This is a genomic window from Duganella sp. GW821-FHT07G03, assembly GCF_059418605.1.
The window spans coordinates 157315-177066 of sequence record NZ_JBWKQE010000007.1 but is presented as its reverse complement, the minus strand read 5'-3'; the positions used below and the strand labels follow the sequence as shown (position 1 = coordinate 177066).

The 19752-nt window shown below is 65.1% G+C and carries 21 protein-coding genes; 10 read left to right on the top strand and 11 right to left on the bottom strand.

Annotated features, from left to right (window positions below; all coding sequences use genetic code 11):
- Positions 1-74: 74 nt before the first annotated feature.
- Positions 75-299, top strand: coding sequence for a YMGG-like glycine zipper-containing protein (locus AC07OK_RS11965; RefSeq protein ID WP_494690509.1), 225 nt, complete (start codon positions 75-77; stop codon positions 297-299).
- Between the two features lie 65 nt (positions 300-364).
- On the opposite strand, the gene AC07OK_RS11960 is transcribed toward AC07OK_RS11965, so the two are convergent.
- Positions 365-1543, bottom strand: coding sequence for a chromate transporter (locus AC07OK_RS11960; protein ID WP_494690508.1), 1179 nt, complete (start codon positions 1541-1543; stop codon positions 365-367).
- A gap of 10 nt (positions 1544-1553) precedes the next feature.
- Entirely contained in the window at positions 1554-2528 is a 975-nt protein-coding gene (locus tag AC07OK_RS11955) for a chromate resistance protein ChrB domain-containing protein (protein ID WP_494690507.1), read from the bottom strand.
- Between the two features lie 88 nt (positions 2529-2616).
- Here AC07OK_RS11955 and AC07OK_RS11950 point away from each other — a divergent pair, with 88 nt between their 5' ends.
- Complete coding sequence (locus AC07OK_RS11950) at positions 2617-3669, top strand: DMT family transporter (RefSeq protein WP_494690602.1); 1053 nt, start codon at positions 2617-2619, stop codon at positions 3667-3669.
- A 17-nt stretch (positions 3670-3686) separates the two neighbouring features.
- Here the strand turns inward: AC07OK_RS11950 and AC07OK_RS11945 are convergent, their stop codons facing one another.
- Positions 3687-4436, bottom strand: a complete 750-nt coding sequence (locus tag AC07OK_RS11945; protein ID WP_494690506.1) for a Crp/Fnr family transcriptional regulator — start codon at positions 4434-4436, stop codon at positions 3687-3689.
- A gap of 120 nt (positions 4437-4556) precedes the next feature.
- Between AC07OK_RS11945 and AC07OK_RS11940 the strand changes: the two genes are divergently transcribed.
- The 3 genes from AC07OK_RS11940 (at position 4557) to AC07OK_RS11930 (ending at position 6079) form a co-directional block, all read left to right on the top strand.
- Positions 4557-5192, top strand: a complete 636-nt coding sequence (locus tag AC07OK_RS11940; RefSeq protein ID WP_494690505.1) for a glycine zipper 2TM domain-containing protein — start codon at positions 4557-4559, stop codon at positions 5190-5192.
- A gap of 136 nt (positions 5193-5328) precedes the next feature.
- Complete coding sequence (locus AC07OK_RS11935; protein WP_492927011.1) at positions 5329-5475, top strand: lmo0937 family membrane protein; 147 nt, start codon at positions 5329-5331, stop codon at positions 5473-5475.
- Between the two features lie 73 nt (positions 5476-5548).
- Positions 5549-6079: a DUF3617 family protein gene (locus AC07OK_RS11930; RefSeq protein ID WP_494690504.1), complete on the top strand. Its 531-nt coding sequence runs from the start codon at positions 5549-5551 to the stop codon at positions 6077-6079.
- Between the two features lie 5 nt (positions 6080-6084).
- Here the strand turns inward: AC07OK_RS11930 and AC07OK_RS11925 are convergent, their stop codons facing one another.
- Both AC07OK_RS11925 and AC07OK_RS11920 read right to left on the bottom strand, forming a co-directional pair.
- A complete protein-coding gene (locus tag AC07OK_RS11925) occupies positions 6085-6921 on the bottom strand; it encodes a branched-chain amino acid aminotransferase (protein ID WP_494690503.1) in 837 nt (278 codons plus the stop codon).
- 42 nt (positions 6922-6963) lie between these two features.
- Positions 6964-8055, bottom strand: a complete 1092-nt coding sequence (locus AC07OK_RS11920; protein ID WP_494690502.1) for a porin — start codon at positions 8053-8055, stop codon at positions 6964-6966.
- Between the two features lie 114 nt (positions 8056-8169).
- On the opposite strand from AC07OK_RS11920, the gene AC07OK_RS11915 reads away from it, so the two are divergent.
- From AC07OK_RS11915 to cls, 3 genes are all read left to right on the top strand, one after another.
- Entirely contained in the window at positions 8170-9462 is a 1293-nt protein-coding gene (locus tag AC07OK_RS11915) for an acetyl-CoA hydrolase/transferase family protein (protein WP_494690501.1), read from the top strand.
- A gap of 103 nt (positions 9463-9565) precedes the next feature.
- Entirely contained in the window at positions 9566-11665 is a 2100-nt protein-coding gene (locus AC07OK_RS11910) for a site-specific recombinase (protein WP_494690500.1), read from the top strand.
- Complete coding sequence (cls, locus tag AC07OK_RS11905) at positions 11662-13053, top strand: cardiolipin synthase (protein WP_494690499.1); 1392 nt, start codon at positions 11662-11664, stop codon at positions 13051-13053. The genes AC07OK_RS11910 and cls overlap by 4 nt, the downstream gene beginning before the upstream one ends.
- A gap of 31 nt (positions 13054-13084) precedes the next feature.
- On the opposite strand, the gene AC07OK_RS11900 is transcribed toward cls, so the two are convergent.
- The 3 genes from AC07OK_RS11900 to AC07OK_RS11890 are packed head-to-tail and all read right to left on the bottom strand — an operon-like array spanning position 13085 to position 15535.
- Positions 13085-13903 (bottom strand): metallophosphoesterase family protein, encoded by an 819-nt coding sequence (locus AC07OK_RS11900; RefSeq protein ID WP_494690498.1) that lies wholly within the window; start codon positions 13901-13903, stop codon positions 13085-13087.
- A 1-nt stretch (position 13904) separates the two neighbouring features.
- A complete protein-coding gene (locus AC07OK_RS11895) occupies positions 13905-14888 on the bottom strand; it encodes a diacylglycerol/lipid kinase family protein (protein ID WP_494690497.1) in 984 nt (327 codons plus the stop codon).
- Positions 14822-15535: a phosphatase PAP2 family protein gene (locus tag AC07OK_RS11890; RefSeq protein WP_494690496.1), complete on the bottom strand. Its 714-nt coding sequence runs from the start codon at positions 15533-15535 to the stop codon at positions 14822-14824. Before AC07OK_RS11890 ends, AC07OK_RS11895 begins: the two co-directional genes overlap by 67 nt.
- 139 nt (positions 15536-15674) lie before the next feature.
- Between AC07OK_RS11890 and AC07OK_RS11885 the strand changes: the two genes are divergently transcribed.
- Positions 15675-15899, top strand: coding sequence for a hypothetical protein (locus AC07OK_RS11885; RefSeq protein ID WP_026335227.1), 225 nt, complete (start codon positions 15675-15677; stop codon positions 15897-15899).
- 72 nt (positions 15900-15971) lie between these two features.
- Here the strand turns inward: AC07OK_RS11885 and AC07OK_RS11880 are convergent, their stop codons facing one another.
- Positions 15972-17045 (bottom strand): AI-2E family transporter, encoded by a 1074-nt coding sequence (locus AC07OK_RS11880; protein ID WP_494690495.1) that lies wholly within the window; start codon positions 17043-17045, stop codon positions 15972-15974.
- 96 nt (positions 17046-17141) lie between these two features.
- The gene (locus AC07OK_RS11875) at positions 17142-18050 is read right to left on the bottom strand and encodes a LysR family transcriptional regulator (RefSeq protein ID WP_494690494.1); all 909 of its coding nucleotides are present in this window, start codon (positions 18048-18050) and stop codon (positions 17142-17144) included.
- Between the two features lie 90 nt (positions 18051-18140).
- On the opposite strand from AC07OK_RS11875, the gene AC07OK_RS11870 reads away from it, so the two are divergent.
- Positions 18141-19154, top strand: a complete 1014-nt coding sequence (locus AC07OK_RS11870; protein WP_494690493.1) for a zinc-binding alcohol dehydrogenase family protein — start codon at positions 18141-18143, stop codon at positions 19152-19154.
- On the opposite strand, the gene AC07OK_RS11865 is transcribed toward AC07OK_RS11870, so the two are convergent.
- Positions 19151-19687 carry a hypothetical protein gene (locus AC07OK_RS11865; RefSeq protein WP_494690492.1) on the bottom strand — a complete coding sequence of 179 codons (537 nt, stop codon included), beginning with the start codon at positions 19685-19687 and terminating at the stop codon, positions 19151-19153. The two genes, AC07OK_RS11870 and AC07OK_RS11865, sit on opposite strands and share 4 nt — an antisense overlap.
- Between the last annotated feature and the right edge of the window lie 65 nt (positions 19688-19752).

The following is a 19752-nucleotide window of genomic DNA, read 5'->3' as shown; positions in this document are numbered from 1 at the left end:
GGATTCTTGCGTACGCTTAGGTCATTGGTGTGGGCACTCCCCGCCGCGCCTCAATCAGTAGCAAGGAGAAAATCATGAACAACATCAAACAGCTGGTATCGACCGTCGCCATCGTGGCGGCCACCCTGGGCCTGAGCGCATGCGCGGGCATGTCCAACCAGGACAAGAACACCGCCATCGGCGCCGGCGTCGGCGCCGTGGCCGGCTCGGTCCTGACCGGCGGCAGCCCGATCGGCACCGTGGGCGGCGCGGCGGTCGGCGGCGTGATCGGCAACCAGGTCAACAAGCCGCCGCGTTAATCGGCCATGGCCGCAAAAGAAAAGCGGACCGCCTGGTCCGCTTTTTCGTTGGGCCGGCTCGCACATCAATGAGGCAGCAGCGGATAAATCACCAAGCCAACCAGGGCGGCAGCCGCCACCACCACAGGCTCCTGCAATTTCTTGAACTTCCATAACAGCACGATCGCCACCAACGCGATCAGCAAGGTCGGCAGGTCCACAATCGAGCGCCGCGCGATCACGAGCACCGAGCCGGTGATGGCGCCCACCGCCGCCGCCGTGATGCCGTCGACAAACGCCATCACGCCGGGCAGCTTGCCGTATTTCTTGAAGTACGGCGCGGGCAGGATCGTGAACAGGTAGCAGGGAATGAAGGTGGCCAGCGCCGCCACCGAGGCGCCCGGCAGGCCGGCGATCAGGTAGCCGATGAAGCCGACCGTGATCACCACCGGGCCCGGCGTGATCATCGCCACCGCCACCGCGTCGACGAACTGCTTGTCGTTGAGCCAGTGGTGTTCGGTGACGACGCCGCCGTACAGGAAAGGCACAATGGCCAGGCCGGAACCGAAGACGAACGCCCCGGCCTTGGCAAAGAAGATGCCGATCTGCGCCAGCAGCGACAGGTCGATGGCGGCCGCCACGACCGGCATCGACGGCGCTTGCGCCAGCACGATCGCCGGCAGGCCGCCCTTGAGCCACCTGGGCGGCGCGCGCAACAACCAGACCAGCACCCCGGCAGCGATGAACAGCCACGCCACTTCCGATTCGGTGACCACCGTCACCGCGGCCAGCAGCAGGTAGATGGCCCACAGCAGTTTGTCCCTGCCCACGCTCTTGATGGTCAGCTTCCTGGCGCTGATGGCGATGATGGCGATCACCGCCGCGCCGACGCCGTAGAACACCGCCTGCATCCACGACAAGCCGCCAAAGCGCACGTAGGCCCAGCCCAGCGCCACCACCATCAGGAACGACGGCAGCACGAACGCCAGGCCGGCCAGCGTGGCGCCGAGGATGCGATAGTGCACATAGCCCATGTAGATGCCCAGTTGCGCCGCCAGCGGACCGGGCGCCATCTGCGCCAGCGCCAGGCCTTCCTTGTAGTCGCCGTCGCTGATCCAGCCGCGCGCTTCGACCAGGTCGCGGTGCATATAGCCGACCAGGGCGACCGGCCCGCCAAAACCGAAACTGCCCAGCCGCAGCATGTAGCGGACCATTTGCCAGAGGGTATAGCCGGGTTTGCCTGCGTTCGATTCCACGATGGACATGATGTTCTCCTTACGGTGTGGCCGGCGCGGCCGGGGGGCTGCCGAAATGGGCGTACAGGGCGTCGAGCACGGCGCTCATCGCCGCCAGCAGCTGATCGTCGTCGCCCGCATGATGGCGGGCGCCGGCCAGCATCGCCTCGAAGCCGGCCGCTTCCGGCACAAAGCCGCTGCCGACATCGAGCGCGTGCACCATCGCGCCCAGCCGCCTCAGGCCACGGTCCTGCTCCAGCGCGAAACTGGCCAACAGCACCTCGAACGTGACGCGCTCGCCCACATGGGTAAAGGCGGCGTGGTCGAAATCGAATCCCAGCGCGTCGGGCGGGCAATCGGCGGGCGTGGCCAGCCATAGGAAGCGGGCCTGCGGATCGATGAAGCGCCGTATCAGCCAGGCGCTGGCAACGCGGTCCACCCACAGATGGCGGCGTGTGGCCCAGGTCCGGCCCTGGTAGAGGGCAGGATCGCGCGCTGGAATCTCGGCCGCGACGGCTTGCGGCTCGCCGGGCGACAGCAGCGATTCAGCGCTGTTAAGATAATCCATCCACGCCGCTTCGGCGGCGGCGCTGGCCTGGTTGGGGAAGTAATCGACCGCGCAAGCCGCCTCGTACTCGCGGCGTATTTTGCGCAGCGAGCGGTTAATCTCCTGGGGCGACTGGCCGGCCAGCAAGCGCTGGGCCGCGTCCAGCATGTGGGCGAACTCGCTCCAGGCAGCGCCGCGGTCGAACAGGGCGCGAAAAGCTTCGTCCTCGCCGGCCGACTGGGCCTGCACCGTCAGCAGCCAGGCGCTGCCGCCTTCGCGGATGGTCTCGGCCGCCAGCTCGGATAATTGATGCTGCTCCGCCGCGCGCTCCGGCAACAGATAGGCGCCGTCGCGCAAGGCGCCGCAGCCCAGGCTTTTCAGGGCGCGCCAGATCCGCATGCGCGCCGTGGCGCTGTCCGAGGGCAGGCTGACGATCAGCAGCAACCAGCTTGTATCATTGGAATTCATCGCTAAAGCATAGCAGAAGTAGCGATCAATACAATATTTGTTATGATGTTTACTTATTCAGTCTCGGACATATATGAAACTCCTCTCCATGCATAAGGGCGTCGTCTACGCCTTGTTGGCTGCGGTCCTGTTCGGCGCCAGCACGCCGTTTGCCAAGGCCATGGTCGACCAGGTCGAACCGGTCATGCTGGCCGGCGCGCTCTACCTCGGCAGCGGCCTGGGCCTGTCGGTCTTTTACCTGCTGCGCGCCGTTGCCCAGCGTGGCCGGCAGGTGGACAGCGCCGGCCTGACCAGGCCGGACTTGCCCTGGCTGGCCGGTGCGATCGCCGCCGGCGGCATCGCCGGGCCGGTATTGCTGATGTTCGGCTTGAGCTTGACGCCGGCGTCGTCGGCATCGCTGCTGCTCAACATGGAAGGCGTGCTGACGTCCATGCTGGCCTGGTTCGTGTTCAAGGAAAACTTTGACCGCCGCATCTTCATCGGCATGCTGCTGATCGTCGCGGCAGGCATTTTGCTGTCGTGGGAACAGCTCCCCGCGTTCGGCGTGCCTTGGGGCGCGCTGGCCATCGTCGGCGCCTGCCTGTGCTGGGGCATCGACAACAACTTGACGCGCAAGGTCTCGGCCAGCGACGCGGTGCAGATCGCCTGCCTCAAGGGCCTGGTGGCGGGCGCCGTCAATGTGGCGCTCGCGCTGGCGCTCGGCTTTCATCTGCCGCCGGTGTCGACCGCGCTGATGGCGGGCGTGGTCGGCCTGGGGGGATATGGCCTGAGCCTGGTGATGTTCGTATTGGCGCTGCGCCATCTCGGCACGGCACGTAGCGGCGCGTATTTTTCGGCAGCGCCGTTTGTGGGCGCGGCGATTTCGCTGGTGATGCTCGGCGACCAACCCGGCCCGCTGTTCTGGGTCGCCAGCGCACTGATGGGCGCGGGCATCTGGCTACACCTGACTGAAACGCATGAACACGAGCATGAGCATGAAGCATTGGCGCATAGCCACCGCCACCGCCACGATGCGCACCACCAGCACACGCATGACTTTGAATGGGACGGCAGCGAGCCGCACGCCCATCCCCACCAGCATCAGCCGATGCGGCATGCGCATCAGCACTATCCCGATATCCATCATCGCCACGCGCACTGAGGGGTGCCGGTTCGAGCTCACAGAAAGACGTTCGCCATGCCGATGGCGCCGTCGTCCTTGACCAGCTCGTAGCAACGGCAGGATGCCGCCTCCAGCCCGGCCGAATCGAGGATCTCGATATTGCCCCGGCTGTAGCTGATCAGCTTCTGGTTTTGCAGCGCGCTGGCGGCCTTGGTCACGCCCACGCGGCGCACGCCCAGCGCGTGCGCGAGGAACTCGTGGGTCAGGTGGAATTTCTCCGATTGCAGGCGGTCGCGCGTGATCAGCAGCGAGCGCGCCAGGCGCGCCTCCAGCACGTGGAAGCGGCTGCAGACGGCGATCTGGATCGCCTGCGCCAGCAGGGTGTCGGTGTAGCGGTACAGCAGCCGTTGCAGCGAGGCGGTGTGCTTGAACTCGGCGCGGAAGGCCGCCGCACTGACGCGGCTGGCGCGCCCGGCGCGCTGCACCACCGCGCGCACCAGCGCCTGTCCACGGCCCAGCGCCACCGACGCGCCTATCATGCCCTCCTGCCCCACCGAGCCCACCTCCAGCGTCATGCGGCCTTCGGCCACCGCCAGCAGCGAGATCAGGCAGCCGACCGGAAAGTAAACGTAGTCGATGGTCTGGCCAGGTTCATACAGCACCTCGCCCGCCTCCAGCCTGACCGTGTCGCACAGCGCCAGCAACTTGCCGCGGTCTTCGTCCGGCAGGCCGGACAACAAGCGGTTCAGCACGGGCCTGGCTTGCGCCCTGTCGTCGTCGGAAAAAATGGAGGGATGGGTATGCATGGGACCAGCGTAAAGGCTGCGATTTTCCCTGTATGTACGGTGACGCACGGAAGCAGTACAAGTCTTCAGGGAAAATCCAAGCTGCAATCCACTACGCCAACCAAAAACAGGACAATCATCATGGACACCCTAACCAGCAAGCCATCGCTCCACCCTATCATGGTCATCGCCGCCGTCGCGGTGGTACTGTTCTGCGGTGTCGGCAGCGCCGCCATCATGGGCTGGCTGCCGACTTCCAGCGCCACCGTGGCGGGTAGCGCGCCGATGCCGGGCCAGCTGTCGTCGGTGCCGCCGGCGGAACAGCCGCTGCCGTCACAGCAATCGCAGCAGGCCGGCTACGCCAACAACGCCGCACCGGCCCAGGGCCAAGCTCCCGCGCAGCAACAGCAGCAGGAACAGCTCGCGCAACAGGGTCCGGCCGTTTGCAGCAGCTGCGGCGTGGTGGAGTCGGTGCGCTCGATCGAACATCGCGGCCAGGGTAGCGGCGTGGGCGCGGCCGGCGGCGCCATCCTGGGCGGCCTGCTGGGCAACCAGGTCGGCAGCGGCCACGGCCGTCAACTGGCTACCGTGGCCGGTGCGGTCGGCGGCGCCGTGGCCGGCAACCAGGTCGAGGGCAATATGAAAACCACGCACAGCTGGGAGATCGTGGTGCGCATGGACAATGGCAAGAAACGCGTGCTGCACCAGTCGGCGCAGCCGCAATGGCGTTCGGGCGACCAGGTCAAGATCGTCAACGGCCAGTTGCATTCTGCTTAAGTACGATACCGTACAGAAGGTCCCTTCGCCTTTGCAGATAATGGCTACAAGATACGAACATGGCAACAGGGTTGCAGGTTCGAGATCGCAATCGATGACCAACATGGACGTCGCATAACAACCTGAGGAGAGAATCATGCTCTATACCATCGCTGTCGTTTTGCTTATCCTGTGGCTGCTAGGCCTGGTCACGTCCTACACCATCGGCGGGTTTATCCACATCCTGCTGGTCATTGCTATCATCATGGTGCTGCTGCGCCTGATTAGCGGACGCGGCGTGTAGCGCCACCTCGGCAAGCCATTGAAGCGGCGTTCCACCCAGCGGTGGTGCGCCGTTTTTCATTTCAGGAGATCACATGAAGCGACTGATAATTTCCCTGGCCATGTTGGCCGCCGTGCAGGCATCGGCCCAATCCATCAAGCCAGGCTTGTGGGAGCTGACCAACAAGGTCAAGACCGGCAACGCGCAGGCCGACCAGGCGATGAGCATGGCGCTCAAGCAGCTGGCCAATATGCCGCCCGAGCAGCGCGCGCAGATCGAGGCGATGATGAAGCAGAACGGCGCCTCCATGCCCACGGCCGGCGGCGACGGCGCCATGGTCATCAAAGCCTGCGTCACGCCCGAGATGGCGGCAAAAAAAGAACTGCCGATGAATCAGCAGGGCAAGTGCACGTCGAAGAGCGATCCGGTGGCGGGCGGCCTGAACATTTCATTCAGCTGCACCGACCCGGTCTCCAACGGCAGCGGCACGCTGCGCTTCAACGGCGACAGCAGCTATCTGATGAACATGAACATCAACAGCGAGGCCGGCGGCAAGCCGCAGAACGTGCAGGTGGAATCGACCGGACGCTGGCTGGGCGCCACCTGTCCGGCCCGCTCCAACTGAACTGATTACTCGCTGTCGGAGAACGCCATGTAGCGCTGGAAGGCCAGCGTGGCGATCGGACCGACCGGCAGGCTGCGCGCTTCATAACGGATGCAGGGCGTGACCTTGCCGTAGTTGCCGGTGTTGAAGATCTCGATGGCCGTCTCCAGCTCCTCGGGGCGCACCGAACGTTCCTCCACCGCGATGCCTTCCTGCGCCAGCAAGGCGATCACGCGCGCGCGGGTGATGCCGGACAGGAAAGTGCCGTTGGCCACCGGCGTCACCACCCTGCCTTCGGGCGTGACCAGGAACAGATTGGCCGATGCGAACTCGGCCACGTTGCCGGCGTTGTCGCACACCACCGCGTTGTCAAAGCCGCGCTGCTGCGCCTCGCGGATGGCCTTGCTGGTGTTGGCGTACAGCGCCGAGGCCTTGGCGTCGGTCGGCGCCATCGACGGGTCGGGACGGCGCAGCGCCGTCAGGCAGGCCGAGAAGCCGGTGAACGGCGGCATCGGCGCGTCGAACAGGGTCAGCGCGAAGGCGCTCTTTTCCGGCAGCGGCACCAGCAGGCCGTCGGTGCCGAACACCAGCGGCCGCACGTACAGCTCGGCATCGGCCGGGAACTTGGCCACGCCCTCGCGCACCAGCTGTTCCATCTGGTCGACGCTCAGCGGGCACACCAGGCCCACCCGCTCCGACGAGGTGATCACGCGTTGCAGGTGCAGGCGCAGGTCCGGCATGTGGCCGCGTATCGAACGCGCGCCGTCGAACACGGATGACCCCAGCCATACGCTGTGGTCCATCGCGCCAAACAAAGGGGTATTGCCTTCAGACCAGCCGCCGTTGAAGTAAGTCAGATACATGCTTGTTCCTGGTGATCAGTAAAACAGGCAATTTAGCACGGATCAGAAAGAGTGGCGCAAGCCGATGGTGATGGCGCGGTCGCCGCGGCCAGGGGCGCTGGCGTTGCCGACCGTGTAGCCGGCGCCGTTGCGGTTCTGGATGCGCGCGAACGAGGCATACAAGTCGGTGCGGCGCGACAGCGCGTAACTGGCGCCGACGGCGATCTGGTTGGCGTCGCGGTTGGCGGCGCTGCGGTCGTCCTTGTGGATGTAGGACGCCAGCCAGGTGGTGGCGCCCATCGGCACGGCGATGCCGACCAGCACATCGCGGCTGTTATTGGACGGCATGCTCTGCACCACCGCGCCGTAGGGGTTGGACATGTCCCACGGCGAACTGCCGTCGCCCCGGCTGTGGCCGTAAGCGGCATAGGCGACGAAGCGGCCGAAATCGATATTGGCCGCCACCAGCGTATTGCTGGCCGACTGGTCGACCGCCGGCGTGCTGCCGCTGGCGTCCAGCAGATTGTCCTTGCGCTGATGGGTGATGCGCAGCGTGGCGGCGCCGTTGGCATAGCCGATGGTGGCGCCGTAAGCGCGGTTGACCTTGCTGTTGTACGGCGATTCGCCGAAGCTGTAGATGGCCGCGCCGGTCCAGCCGCCCCGGCTGCGCGGCGACTGGTACTTGATCGTGTTGTCGTAGCGCTGCGTGGTGGTGCCGACCAGGTTGGCCGCGCTGCCCGCCATGCCGCCGTGGAAGGGATCGGCGACGTCGATCAGCGTCTCGTAGACCAGGTTGTACTGCCGGCCCAAGGTGACCATGCCCAGCGGGCCGTCCAGCCCGACATAGGCCTGGCGGCCGAACAGCTTGCCGTTCTGGTCGGAGGCGCCGGTATCGTTGAGGATGCCCGCCTCCAGCGTATAGACCGCCGCCGTGCCGCCGCCCAGCTCCTCGCGCCCGCGCACGCCCAGCCGCGAGCCGGACGCGATCCCGCTGTCGAGCCGGGTGCGCGCGCAATCGCCGCTGCAACCGCGTTCCGCCACCACGCCGGCGTCGAGCAGGCCATACACCTGCACCGGCGACGCCGTTTGCGCCGCCGCGGACAGCGGATAGGTCAAGGCCAGCGCCAAGCCCGAAGCGTACAGGATGGGTTTCATAAGCTCCATCGTAGGACAGTGGGCGCAACACCTCTGTGCGCAGCAGCACGTTTCCAGCATATTTTGCGGCTACTTGGTTTATAGTGACATTTCACCATGCGAAAGGCGGTCCCCATGCAGGCCCTGTATGACGGCAAGCGTTGCTCCCCGAGCGCAGCACTGGACCTGCTGCGCGACGGCGACACCATCATCGTGCCCTGCGGCGCCGGCGAGCCGCCCGCGCTGCTGCATGCGCTGTCCGACCAGCGCACCCGCTTTCACGACGTCAAAGTGGCGCAGATCCTGGCGATGCGCAAATACGCCTACTTCGATTGCGACACCGCCCACCATGTGCGCCATGTCGCGCTGTTCTTCGGCGGCGCCTCGCGCGCGGCCGGCCAGGCGGGCTGGGCGGATTTCGTTCCCGCGTATTTTTCCGAGCTGCCGGCGCTGATCGAACGCGAACTGCTGCCGGCCGACGTGGTGTTCTCGATGGCCTCACCAATGGACGAGCACGGCAACTTCGCGCTCAGCCTAGGCGCCGACTACACGATGGCCGCCATCCTCAAGGCGCGCGCGATCGTGTTGGAGGTCAATCCCAACGTGCCTTACGCGCACGGCCAGTGCCACGTCCACCTCTCGCAGGTGACGGCGCTGGTGGAAAGCAGCGAACCGGTGATCGAAGTCGGCCTGCCCAAGATCGGCCCGGTGCAGGAAGCCATCGGCCGCCATGTGGCGGCGATGATCGAGGACGGCTCGACGCTGCAGATCGGCTACGGCGGCATCCCCGACGCGGTGGTGATGCAGCTGACCGCCAAGCACGACCTGGGCGTCCATACCGAGATGATCGGCGACGGCATCTTGAAACTGGTCGAATGCGGCGCCGTCAACAACAGCCGCAAGACCTGGCTGCCGGGCCGCATGGTGGCCACCTTCGCGCTCGGTTCGCGCAGGCTGTACGACTTCATGCACCAGAACCCGATGCTGGAAATGCACCCGGTCAGCTACACCAACGATCCCTACCTGGCCGGCCAGAACAACCAGCTGGTGGCCATCAACGCCAGCCTGCAGGTCGACCTGCTGGGCCAGTGCGGCTCCGAGAGCCTGGCCCACCTGCCCTATTCCGGCACCGGCGGCCAGGTCGATTTCGTGCGCGCCGCCAACCGCTCGCGCGGCGGCAAGGCCTTCATCGTGCTGCCGTCCACCGCCAGGGAGGGTTCGATCTCGCGCATCGTGCCGACGCTGACGCCTGGCACCCACGTCACCACCGGCAAGAACGACGTCAACTACGTGGTCACCGAATACGGCGTGGCCCAGCTGCGCGGCAAGTCCGCCCACCAGCGGGCCGAGGCGCTGATCGCCATCGCCCATCCCGACTTCCGCGCCGAACTGCGCCAGCAGGCCCGTAAAATATTGCTCTGCTGTTAGCGGAGTTTCCGGGCGGACAGGCAATGTTCGCCAGCGTACATACTTGCCAGACTTATACGTCTATACTGCGTTTTTTGTCCTACGCGGTCCGCCCGCCTTACGCATGCTAGAGATCCTCGAACGCATCGATGCAGACAGCAGCGACATCGGCCTGATGGTCGAGCTGTTCAATACCCTGCGTCCCCAACGCGCCACCGACGGCGCGCGCGCCACCGCCAACGTGCGCACGCTGTGCCAGCTATTGAAAGGCAATCCGGCGCACGCGCTGGCCTTGCGCCACTACGCGTGCAAGCTGCTGGCCAGCCGCCGCCACGCCAGCCTGTACACCGAGATCGGCGTGCTGTCGAACGACGGCTTCTTCAGCGAGCTCAAACGCCGCATCGCCTACCGCATCCTGCCGCCCGCGCTGGGCGAGGTCTACCTGAGCGATGCGCTCGACCAGGTGATCTACAAACGTACCGACCACCTCTGGATCGCCGCCGTGCCGGCCGCCGACTGGCTGGCCCTGGTGGACGTGGTCGGCCTGCACGACGCGGCGGACGCCGGCCCCAACCTGATGCTGCCCGGCCTGCTCGAATCGATACGCACGCTGTCCTACCGCGTCAGCGCGATCGGCCTGGAACCCAAGCTGACCAATTTCCATACCGAGATCGAGACCTACGAATCGCCATTCATGGTGCAGAACTACGAGGTCAACGCCTATCTCGACAGCTACCAGCGCATGCTGGCCGGCGACGAGGCGCCGCTGGAAGACGCCCGCCACCTGCTGGTGATGCTGGACCAGTGCGACGTCGTGGTGGCCAAGATCCGCAAGAAGGCGCTGAGCCAGGGCACCAGCATCGCCCTGACCTACCTGCTGGTGACCTTGACGCAAAGCATAGACCGGCTGCGCAAGCTGCTGTTCCTGGTCGACGTCAGCGGCGAGCTGCAGGCGACGCCGCCGGCCGACCTCAAGCTGCTGGCCGCGACCCACGCGCCGCACCAGCAGGAAGGCCCGCCCAACCCGCGCCGCGGCGCCGCGGTCGGCATGGCGCTGGAGCTGATCGAGGCGCACAACAACAAGTACATGGTGCGCGACCTGATGCGCGACAACATCGACCTGTTGGCGCGCAACGTCACCGAGAACGCCAGCCACACCGGCGAGCACTACGTGGCCGACAGCCGCAAGGAACTGGGCAGCATGTTCGTGTCCTCGGCCGGCGCCGGCCTGGTGATCGGCTTCATGGCGCTGTTCAAGATCCTGATGTCCTACCTGCGCGCCGCGCCGCTGGTCGAAGCCTTCCTGTTCAGCATGAACTATTCGCTGGGCTTCATGTTCATCCACCTGCTGCACTTCACGGTGGCCACCAAGCAGCCGGCGATGACGGCCTCGCGCATCGCCGCCGGCCTGCACAGCAAGGACGGCCGCAACATCGACATCGACAGCATGGCCGAGCTGTGCAACAAGGTGATCCGCACGCAGAACATGGCGGTGCTGGGCAACCTGGCCACCGCCATCCCGACCGCCTGGCTGATCGCCATGGCCTGGCCGCTGATCACCGGCCACCACCTGGTGTCGCCGGAGAAGGCCATGCGCCTGCTGAGCGACATCGATCCCATCCATGGGCCGACCCTGGTGTACGCGGCCATCGCCGGCGTCTGCCTGTTCGTCGCCGGCCTGATCTCGGGCTACTACGACAACAAGGCGCTGTACACGCGCTGGGCGCAACGCATCGCGCAGCTGCGCGGCCTGCGTTGGCTGCTGGGCCAGGAGCGACTGGAGCGCCTGGGCGTGTACATGGAGAACAACCTGGGCGGCCTGATGGGCAACTTCTTCTTCGGCATCCTGCTGGGCGTGATGCCGCTGCTGGGCTTCCTGCTGGGCATGCCGCTGGATATCCGCCACGTCACCTTCTCGTCGGCCAACTTTGCGACAGCGATGGTCGGACTGGACTACCATGTCAGCTGGGAACTAGTGCTGACCTCGGTAGCGGGCTTCCTGGCGATCGGCTCGGTCAACCTGCTGGTCAGCTTCGGGCTGGCGCTGTGGGTGGCGCTGCGCTCGCGCCAGGTGCGCTTCAAGCACGGCTGGCTGCTGGTGAAGGCGCTGGGCCGGCGTTTCCGCCAGGGGCCGGTGTCGTTCCTGTTTGGCTCGGCGGCAGAAGAAGCGGCGCAGTTGGCGCCGCCCGATGAAACGCTCACTCCTGAAAAGACGCTCAAATGAAAACCGCGCGCATGCGTTGCTGGCTTCCGCTCTGCCTGATGTGCTGGGGCTTGCTGGGCGCATGCGCGTCATTGCCCAACGTGACGGCGATGAGCGGCCAGCTCGATCCGGCCGCCGTGCCCAGCGTCAAGGGCGTCCACGGCGACTTGAGCGCCGAGCGCGGCAAGGCCTTGCTGGCCAAGCGCTGGCCGAAAGGCTCGCTGGACATGCAGGCGCAAGCCGCGCTGGAGGAAGCGGCCACCGGCGTGCCCCTGATCGCCGGCAACAAGACCACCTTGCTGTTCGACGGCCCGCAGACCATGGCCGAGATGCTCAAGGCCATCAACGGCGCGCGCAACAACATCAACCTGGAAACCTATATCTTCGACCAGGACGAGCTGGGCCTGAAGTTCGCCGACGCGCTGATAGAAAAACAGCGGCAAGGCGTGACGGTCAACATCCTGTACGACAGCGTCGGCACGCTGGGCGTGCCGGCCGAGTTCTTCAAGCGCATGCGCGAAGCGGGCATCCACCTGATCGAATTCAACCCGGTCAACCCGGGCAAGCTGAGCGGCGAAAGCTGGAAGCTCAACAACCGCGACCACCGCAAGGTGCTGATCGTCGACGGCAAGATCGCCTTCACCGGCGGCATCAACATCAGCGCGACCTATGCCAAGAGTTCGCTGTTCCGCTCGTCCGCCAGGCCGACCGACAAATCGCAGGTGGGCTGGCGCGACACCCACGTCAAGGTCGAAGGCCCGGCGGTGCAGGCCTTCCAGTGGCTGTTCGTGCGCCAGTGGGCCACGCAGGACAAGGATGATTTGACGGAGGCCGACTACTTCCCGCAACCGGTGATCGCCGGCGACAAGGTGGTGCGCGTGCTGGGCAGCGAGCCCGGCGGCAGGTTCGAGATCTACAAGGCCTACAACCTGGCGATCCAGGAAGCGAAGAAAAGCATCCACATCACCTCGGCCTACTTCGTGCCGGACCGGCAGACGGTGGAAGCGCTGATGGCGGCCGCGCGGCGCGGGGTGGATGTCAAGATCGTGCTGCCGGGCGTCTCCGACAGCGGGCTGGTGTTCTACGCCGGCCACGCCTTCTACGACGACCTGCTCGACAGCGGCGTCAAGATCCACCAGCTGAAGCTGGCGGTCTTGCACGCCAAGACCGCCGTCATCGACGGCAACTGGTCGACGGTGGGCTCGACCAACATCGACACCCGCAGCTTCCTGCACAACAGCGAGCTGAACGTGGTGATCATGGGCGACGCCTTCGGCGGCGAGATGGAGCGCGCCTTCCAGGAAGACCTGCGCGACTCGGTGCAGATCACGCCGGAAGCGTGGCGCCACCGCCCGTGGGCCGACCGCCTGCGCGAATTCGCCGCCCGCTTCATGAACTATTGGCTTTAACCACGAATGTCAGACGTGACCCCACCCGGGTTTAGGCTTCGGCGGTAAGCGTCCAGGCGCCGCCGCTGCGCTGGAAGCGCTCGGTGTGCGCCAGTTCGAAGCTGCCTGTGCCGTCCACCCAGCTGTAGCGCTGCACTTCCACCTTGTCGTGCTCGACGCGGATGACGTTGAACGAATTCGATTCGCCCCGCCCGCGTGTGGAGGTGGCCGTTCCCGCCTGCACCATCAAGGCCGCGTAGCCGCTGATCTCGTAACGCTGCGCCGTGTTGTGCGCGTGGCTGACGTGCAAATGCCCGGCCAGCAGCAAATCCACGCCGCATTCGGCGAACGCCCGCATCGCCAGCGGCGCGCGGTTGACCAGGTCGTTCTCGTCGAGCGCCTCCGGCATGTCGAAGGGGTGATGGGTGACGATGATGCGCGTCAGTTGCGGGTCCACCGCGCCCATGCGGCGGCGGATCTGCTCGATCTGTTCACCGTTGATGCGGCCATCCTTGAAGGTCAGCGAACGCGCGGTATTGATGCCCAGCACGGCGATCTCTTCATCCACATACTCAGGCGTCAAGTCCAGCGTGACGTAGCGGGTATATTTGCGCAATGGCGTCAGGAAACGGCTGGCGACGTTGTACAGCGGGATGTCGTGATTGCCAGGCACCACGATCTGCGGCCCCGGCAAAGTATCAAGGAAGGCCCGCGCCGCCTTGAACTCTTCGGTCTTGGCGCGCTGCGTCAGGTCGCCGGACACCACCACCACGTCCGGCGCCAGGCTGGCGACCAGCGCTTGCAGCGGCCGCAGCAGATTCTGGTCGACGCGGCCAAAATGCAGATCGGATAAATGGACGATGGTGCGCATGCTACCCCTCCTGGGCCGGTACGATGACGCTCAACGCCGCCGCCCGCGAGCGGTAGCATAGCGGCGGCTTCATCAACGACACTTCGCCGTCGGTGGCCACCCGCATGTGATGGTGCCGCGTTTCGATGATCAACTCCGGCGCCGACAGCACGTCGAAATCGCGCGCCTCGCCCAGCTTGCCGAGCATGGCGTGCAGCCCGTAGCGCAGCAGTCCCAGCCGGGTCGGCTTCTGCGCCACGTACAGGCACAGATTGCCGCTATCGAGCCGCTCGCGCGCGCCCAGCGTCAGGCCTTGCCGGTATTCGTTGTTGCCGATGAAGACGAAGGGCGTGCGGCGCAGATGCTCTTCGCCATTGATCTTGAGCCGCACGCTCATGAACGGAAAGCGCCGCAACGCCGCGAACAAGGCGCGGCCGAACGCCGGCCACTTGCTGCGGCCCAGATGGCGCTGCTGCTGCTCGCGGTCGCGCACGATGTCGGGATAGATGCCCAGGCCGGAATTGTTGAGGAAGATGCGTCCATTGACTTCGCCCACGTCCACCTGGCACACCCTGCCCTGCACCACATTGGCCACGGCCGCGTCGAGCTCCAGCGGTATCTTCAAGTCCTTGGCGAAGTGGTTCAGCGTACCCAGCGGCAGCACGCCCAGCCGCGTGGCGCTGCCCACCAGCACCGACGCCACCGCGTTGATGCTGCCGTCGCCGCCGCCCGCCACCACCACCGGCGCGCCGTCGGCCAACGCCTGTTCGGCGCGCGCCACCATCGCCGCGCCGCTCTTGGCCAGCGTGATGTCGGGCTCGACGCCGTGGCTGCGGAATTTCTCCGCCAGCGCGGCGGTCCAGCCGCCGCAATAGCCCTGCCCGGCGCCGGCGTTGATGATGACGATGATGCTGTCCAGCGCGTTCTCCCGGAAATAGTTTATATCGTTCTGGCTTCCCGTCGCCGGCGCAGCGTCGAGATCGCCGTGATGCAGACCGCCAGCCACGCCACGCTCTCGGCCATGGCCGCCAGCACGTCGCTTAAATAGTGCGCGCCAAGATAGACGCGGCTCAACGCCACCAACCATACCATCAAGGCGCAGCCGACCGCCGTACCCAAGCGCGCATGCCAGTGCGGACGGGCGATCACCAGATAGCTCGCCAGCAGGCCGTAGAACAAGGTCGCGGCCGATGTGTGGCCGCTGGGGAAACTGTAGGTCATCAGCGTCACCAGCGGCTCATCGAACACCGGCCGGGCACGCTGGAAGTAGTACTTCAGGGCGACATTCAGCAGCGCGCCGCTGGGCACGGCCACCAGCAGTGCCAGCAGCCAGTAGCGCGCCTGCACGCGCCAGAAATACCAGCCCAGCGCCGCCACCAGCAGCACCATCCCCGCCCCGGTATGCAGCAGCGACACGCCCAGCATGAAACTGGTCAGCGGTTCGAAGGCATGGGCATGGAACCAGTGCGCCACCTGCATATCGAGCACGGTGATCGACTCCTTGCCCATCACATCCTCGGCCAAATCGCCGAAAACCGCGGCAGCCGCCACCAGCAGCGCCAGGCCGGCGGTCAGGTGCAGGCCGAATTCGCCACCCGGCGACAATCTTGCTTCAATGAAACGGACGAATTTGGTGAAAATTTGGCGCTCCAACGCTTCTAACCGTGCAAGTTGGTGGAAAAACCACGAAAAAACGAATTTACTGTTTATTTACACAGTACCTGTTTATTCATACAGTAGTTATGCTATTCTGAACTCCTCGTTAAACGCTACTCCCCACAAAGGAAATGTCATGACTACACTGAATAGCAGCTTTGGTTCCCGCTTCGGTCTCGAATATATGCCTACCTCGTTCCTGGTACGCATGGGCAAACGCGAAGTGCTGGTGTGCCGTGACTTCCGCAAGCGCTACTACGCGGTGAACCCGATCATGGAATGCGACACCGGCGTACAGGCAGGCCATCTGGAAGTGCTGATGTTCCGCCGCTGGCTGCTGATCCTGTCGAAGGCGCACTAATGGTTGCCGGTGCCAGTTGCCCGATCCAGTCGCAAGACAGGCCGGCCGATGCCGCGGCCTCGCTCGCGCTCCTCACCTGGGTTTGGCAACTGGCGTACCGTCATCAAACAGATTCGCCTCGTACCACAGCGTCACAAACAGAACCATCACAACCGGACCGATAAACAGTCCGACCAGGCCCAGGGTTTCGACCCCGCCCAGGATACCGAACAGTACGGCCAGGAACGGCAGCCGCGTGGCGTTGCCGATCATGCCGGGCCGTACAAAGTGATCCGCCACGAACAGCACGATGGTGCCCCAGACCGCGACCGCGATCGCCGCCGGCACCGCGCCGTTGAACACCAGCACCGCCGCCGCGCTGACGAAAGCGATCGGCGCGCCAAATGGAATGATCGCCAGGATGCCTGTCACCGCCGCCCATAGCGCGGGCGATGGCAGGCCTGCGAACGCGTAGCCGATGCCGATCAACACGCCTTCCGCCAGGCCCACCAGCACCAGGCCGTTGACGGTGGCGCGGATCGCCGTCGGGATTTTTTCAGCGTAGCGCGCCCAGCGCTGCTCGCTGAAGCAATGGCTGCCGATGGCGGTGATCTGGCGGTTCAACGCCTCGCCGTCCTTGTAGAAGAAGAACAAACACAGGAAGGCCAGGCCGAAGTCGACCAGCCGATGCATGAAGCCGACGCCCGCCACCTTGATCATGTCGCTGGCCGAATGCAGGCCGTTGATTTCACGCTCGGACAGCAGGTGCGACAGTCCGTGCGGCTGGCTCAGCGTGGCTTGCCACCAGTCGCTGAGCCATTCGCCGACCATCGGCAGATGCAGGACAAAAGCCGGCACCGGAATGCCGTCGGTGTTGGCGGTGACGATGTAGTTGGCCAGCTCGGGCGCCTGCTTGGCCGCCTGCGCCACGCCCAGCGACACCGGCACGATGAAGACGGCCACGCAGATCAAGGTCAGCGCGGCGGCGGCCAGCACATCGTGGCGGCCGAAGCGCGCCCGTATGCGCTGGTACAGCGGCCACGTGGCCACGCACAGGATGCCGGCCCAGATCAGCGGCAGGAAGAAGCGATGCATGACAAACGCCGCCAGTGCGATCAAGGTCAGGGAAAAACAGGCACTGAGGATGTCGCGCTGGGTTTCGGTCATCGGAGTATCTCCTGGTAAATATTGGAGCTATGGTAAGCGCATTTTGCGCCGCCGTAAGCGCCAGCTTGTCGTTTTAATTATTTTCTAAGCGTATTTCTATGCTTGCTCGCAGTGCGTGCGCAGGAAGTCCCGCAGTTGCAGCACCGTCGGCGTGATCTGCGCACGGTGCATGCACAGCATATTAAGCGGCGCCGGCTCGCCCAGTATGTCCGGCATCAGGATCTGCAGGCGCCCACTGCGGATATCGTCCGCCAGGTCCAGCCGCGATTTGTAGGCGATGCCCATACCCGCCACCGCCCAGCGCCGCACCACGTCGGCATCGTCGGCGCTGCGGTTGCCGCTGACGTGGATGGCCAGCGGCTCGGCGGCGGCATTGCGGTAGAAACTCCAGCGGTCGTGTATCACCTCCTCCACCATGAAGCGCAGGCAGTTGTGGCGCAGCAGCTCGTTCAATTCCGTCAGCTTGCCGTGTTGCCTGATGTAGTCCGGCGAGGCCACCAGCACGCGCCGATTGTCCGGCGCCAGCGGCAGCGCGACCAGGCTGGAGTCCTCCTGCCGGCCGTAGCGGATGGCGATATCGACCGGCTGGCGGTACATGTCCGACACCCGATCGCTGATGCTGAGCTGGAAACTGACCTTGGGATACAGCGCCTGGAACTGGTCCAGCCAGCCGACCATCATATTGCGGCCCAGGTCGGACGGCATCGAAATCTTCAGCGTGCCGCCCAGCGTTTCCTGGCCCTGGATCAGCGCATCGTGGCCTTCCTTCAGCAAGCGCAACGCCTCGCGCGCGTGGCGCAGATAGTGTTCGCCATCCTCCGTCAAGCGCAACGAGCGCGTGGTGCGGGCGAACAGACGGAAGCCCAGCTCGCCTTCCAGCCGCTTGACGGAGGCGCTGGCCAGCGCCGGCGATATCTCCAGCTCGCGCGCGGCGGCGGACAGGCTGCCCCGGTCGGCGGTACGGGCAAAGACGGTCAAATCATCCAATCGCAGCAATTTCAGCATTCCTTTGAAAGTGTTTCGCTATACCACCCCTTTTTCAAGGCCGCGAAATAAATGATGATACCCCTATCCCAACGCAGCCGGAGCATTGCAATGAAAGCCGTCGCCTACCGCAAGTCCCTCCCCATCACCGACGAGGACGCCCTGATCGACATCGAACTGCCAGCGCCGCAAGCGAGCGGCCACGACCTGCTGATCGAAGTGCGCGCCATCTCGGTCAATCCGGTGGACGTGAAGATCCGCGCCAACATGGCGCCGGCCGACGGCGACAGCAAAGTCATCGGCTGGGACGCGGCCGGCGTGGTCCGGGCAGTCGGCCCCGACGTCACGCTGTTCCAGCCGGGCGACGAAGTCTGGTACGCCGGCGCGCTGATGCGCCCAGGCACCAACAGCGCACTGCACCTGGTGGACGAACGCATCGTCGGCCACAAACCCAAGAACCTGGACTTCGGCAAGGCCGCCGCGCTGCCGCTGACCGCCATCACCGCCTGGGAGCTGTTGTTCGAACGGCTGGAAGTGAGCCGCGACAAGGGCGTGCGCGGCCAGTCGCTGCTGGTGATCGGCGCGGCCGGCGGCGTCGGCTCAATTCTCGTGCAGCTGGCGCGCCAGCTGACCGGACTGACGGTGATCGGCACCGCCTCGCGTCCCGACACGGCGGCCTGGGTGCGGGAACTGGGTGCGCACCACGTCATCGACCACAGCAAGCCGCTGAACGAAGAGATCGCCCGCCTCGGCCTGCCAGCGGTGACGCACGTCGCCAGCCTGAACCAGACCGACCATCACTGGCCCGCCATCGCCGAGCTGGTCGCGCCGCAAGGCAAGGTCGCGCTGATCGACGACCCGGCCGCCATCGACGTGCGACTGTTGAAGCGCAAGAGCGTTTCCCTGCATTGGGAATTCATGTTCACCCGTTCGATGTTCGAGACGGCGGACATGCAGAAGCAGCATCAGCTGCTGAACGATGTGGCCCGGCTAGTCGAAACCGGCGTCATCAAGACCACGCTGGCCGAACGCTACGGCAAGATCAACGCGGCCAACCTGAAGCGCGCGCATGCGCTGATCGAAAGCAACCGCGCCAAAGGCAAGATCGTGCTGGAAGGTTTCTAAACGGCCGGCGCCTCGGCGCCGCCGACATGCTGCTGCACCTGCCGCGCGCGCAGCAAGGCCAGCGCCGTATTGTCGTGCTCGGCCAGCGCGGCCTGCATGGTGCCGGCCGCTACACAGGAGTTCTCCAAAATCTGCAAGAACAGCGCCTGCCGCCGGCGCAATCCCGGCGACTGGTAGCCCAGCTGCTCGAACATGCGGCCGACGTCGATGCAGTAGCTGCGCAGTTCCCACATGGTGTTCTTGGTGATTTCGATATCGTTGCGCATGCTGAGGTCGACGTCGATCAACTCCATCTGCGCCGTTCCATCGCCCGAGTAAGCGCGGATCGTCGGCAGCCACTGCTCAAATTTGCCGGCGATGCGTTTGATGCGGACGATCTTCTGGTCCAGCGTGCGGCAGTAGTGCCAGCACAGCCAGCATACCGGCAACCGCGCCAGGATGCGCGGCAAGCCAGCCGATTGCAAAGTGAGTTCGAGTTTCCTGACAGCGTCGAGCAATCGACGCGTACTGTCGCTGATGGACGAGAATGGCATGATGGGTGCTCCTGTAGGAATTCAGGAACACAGTAGCCGCCGCATCAAACATCCCGTTTGATGCG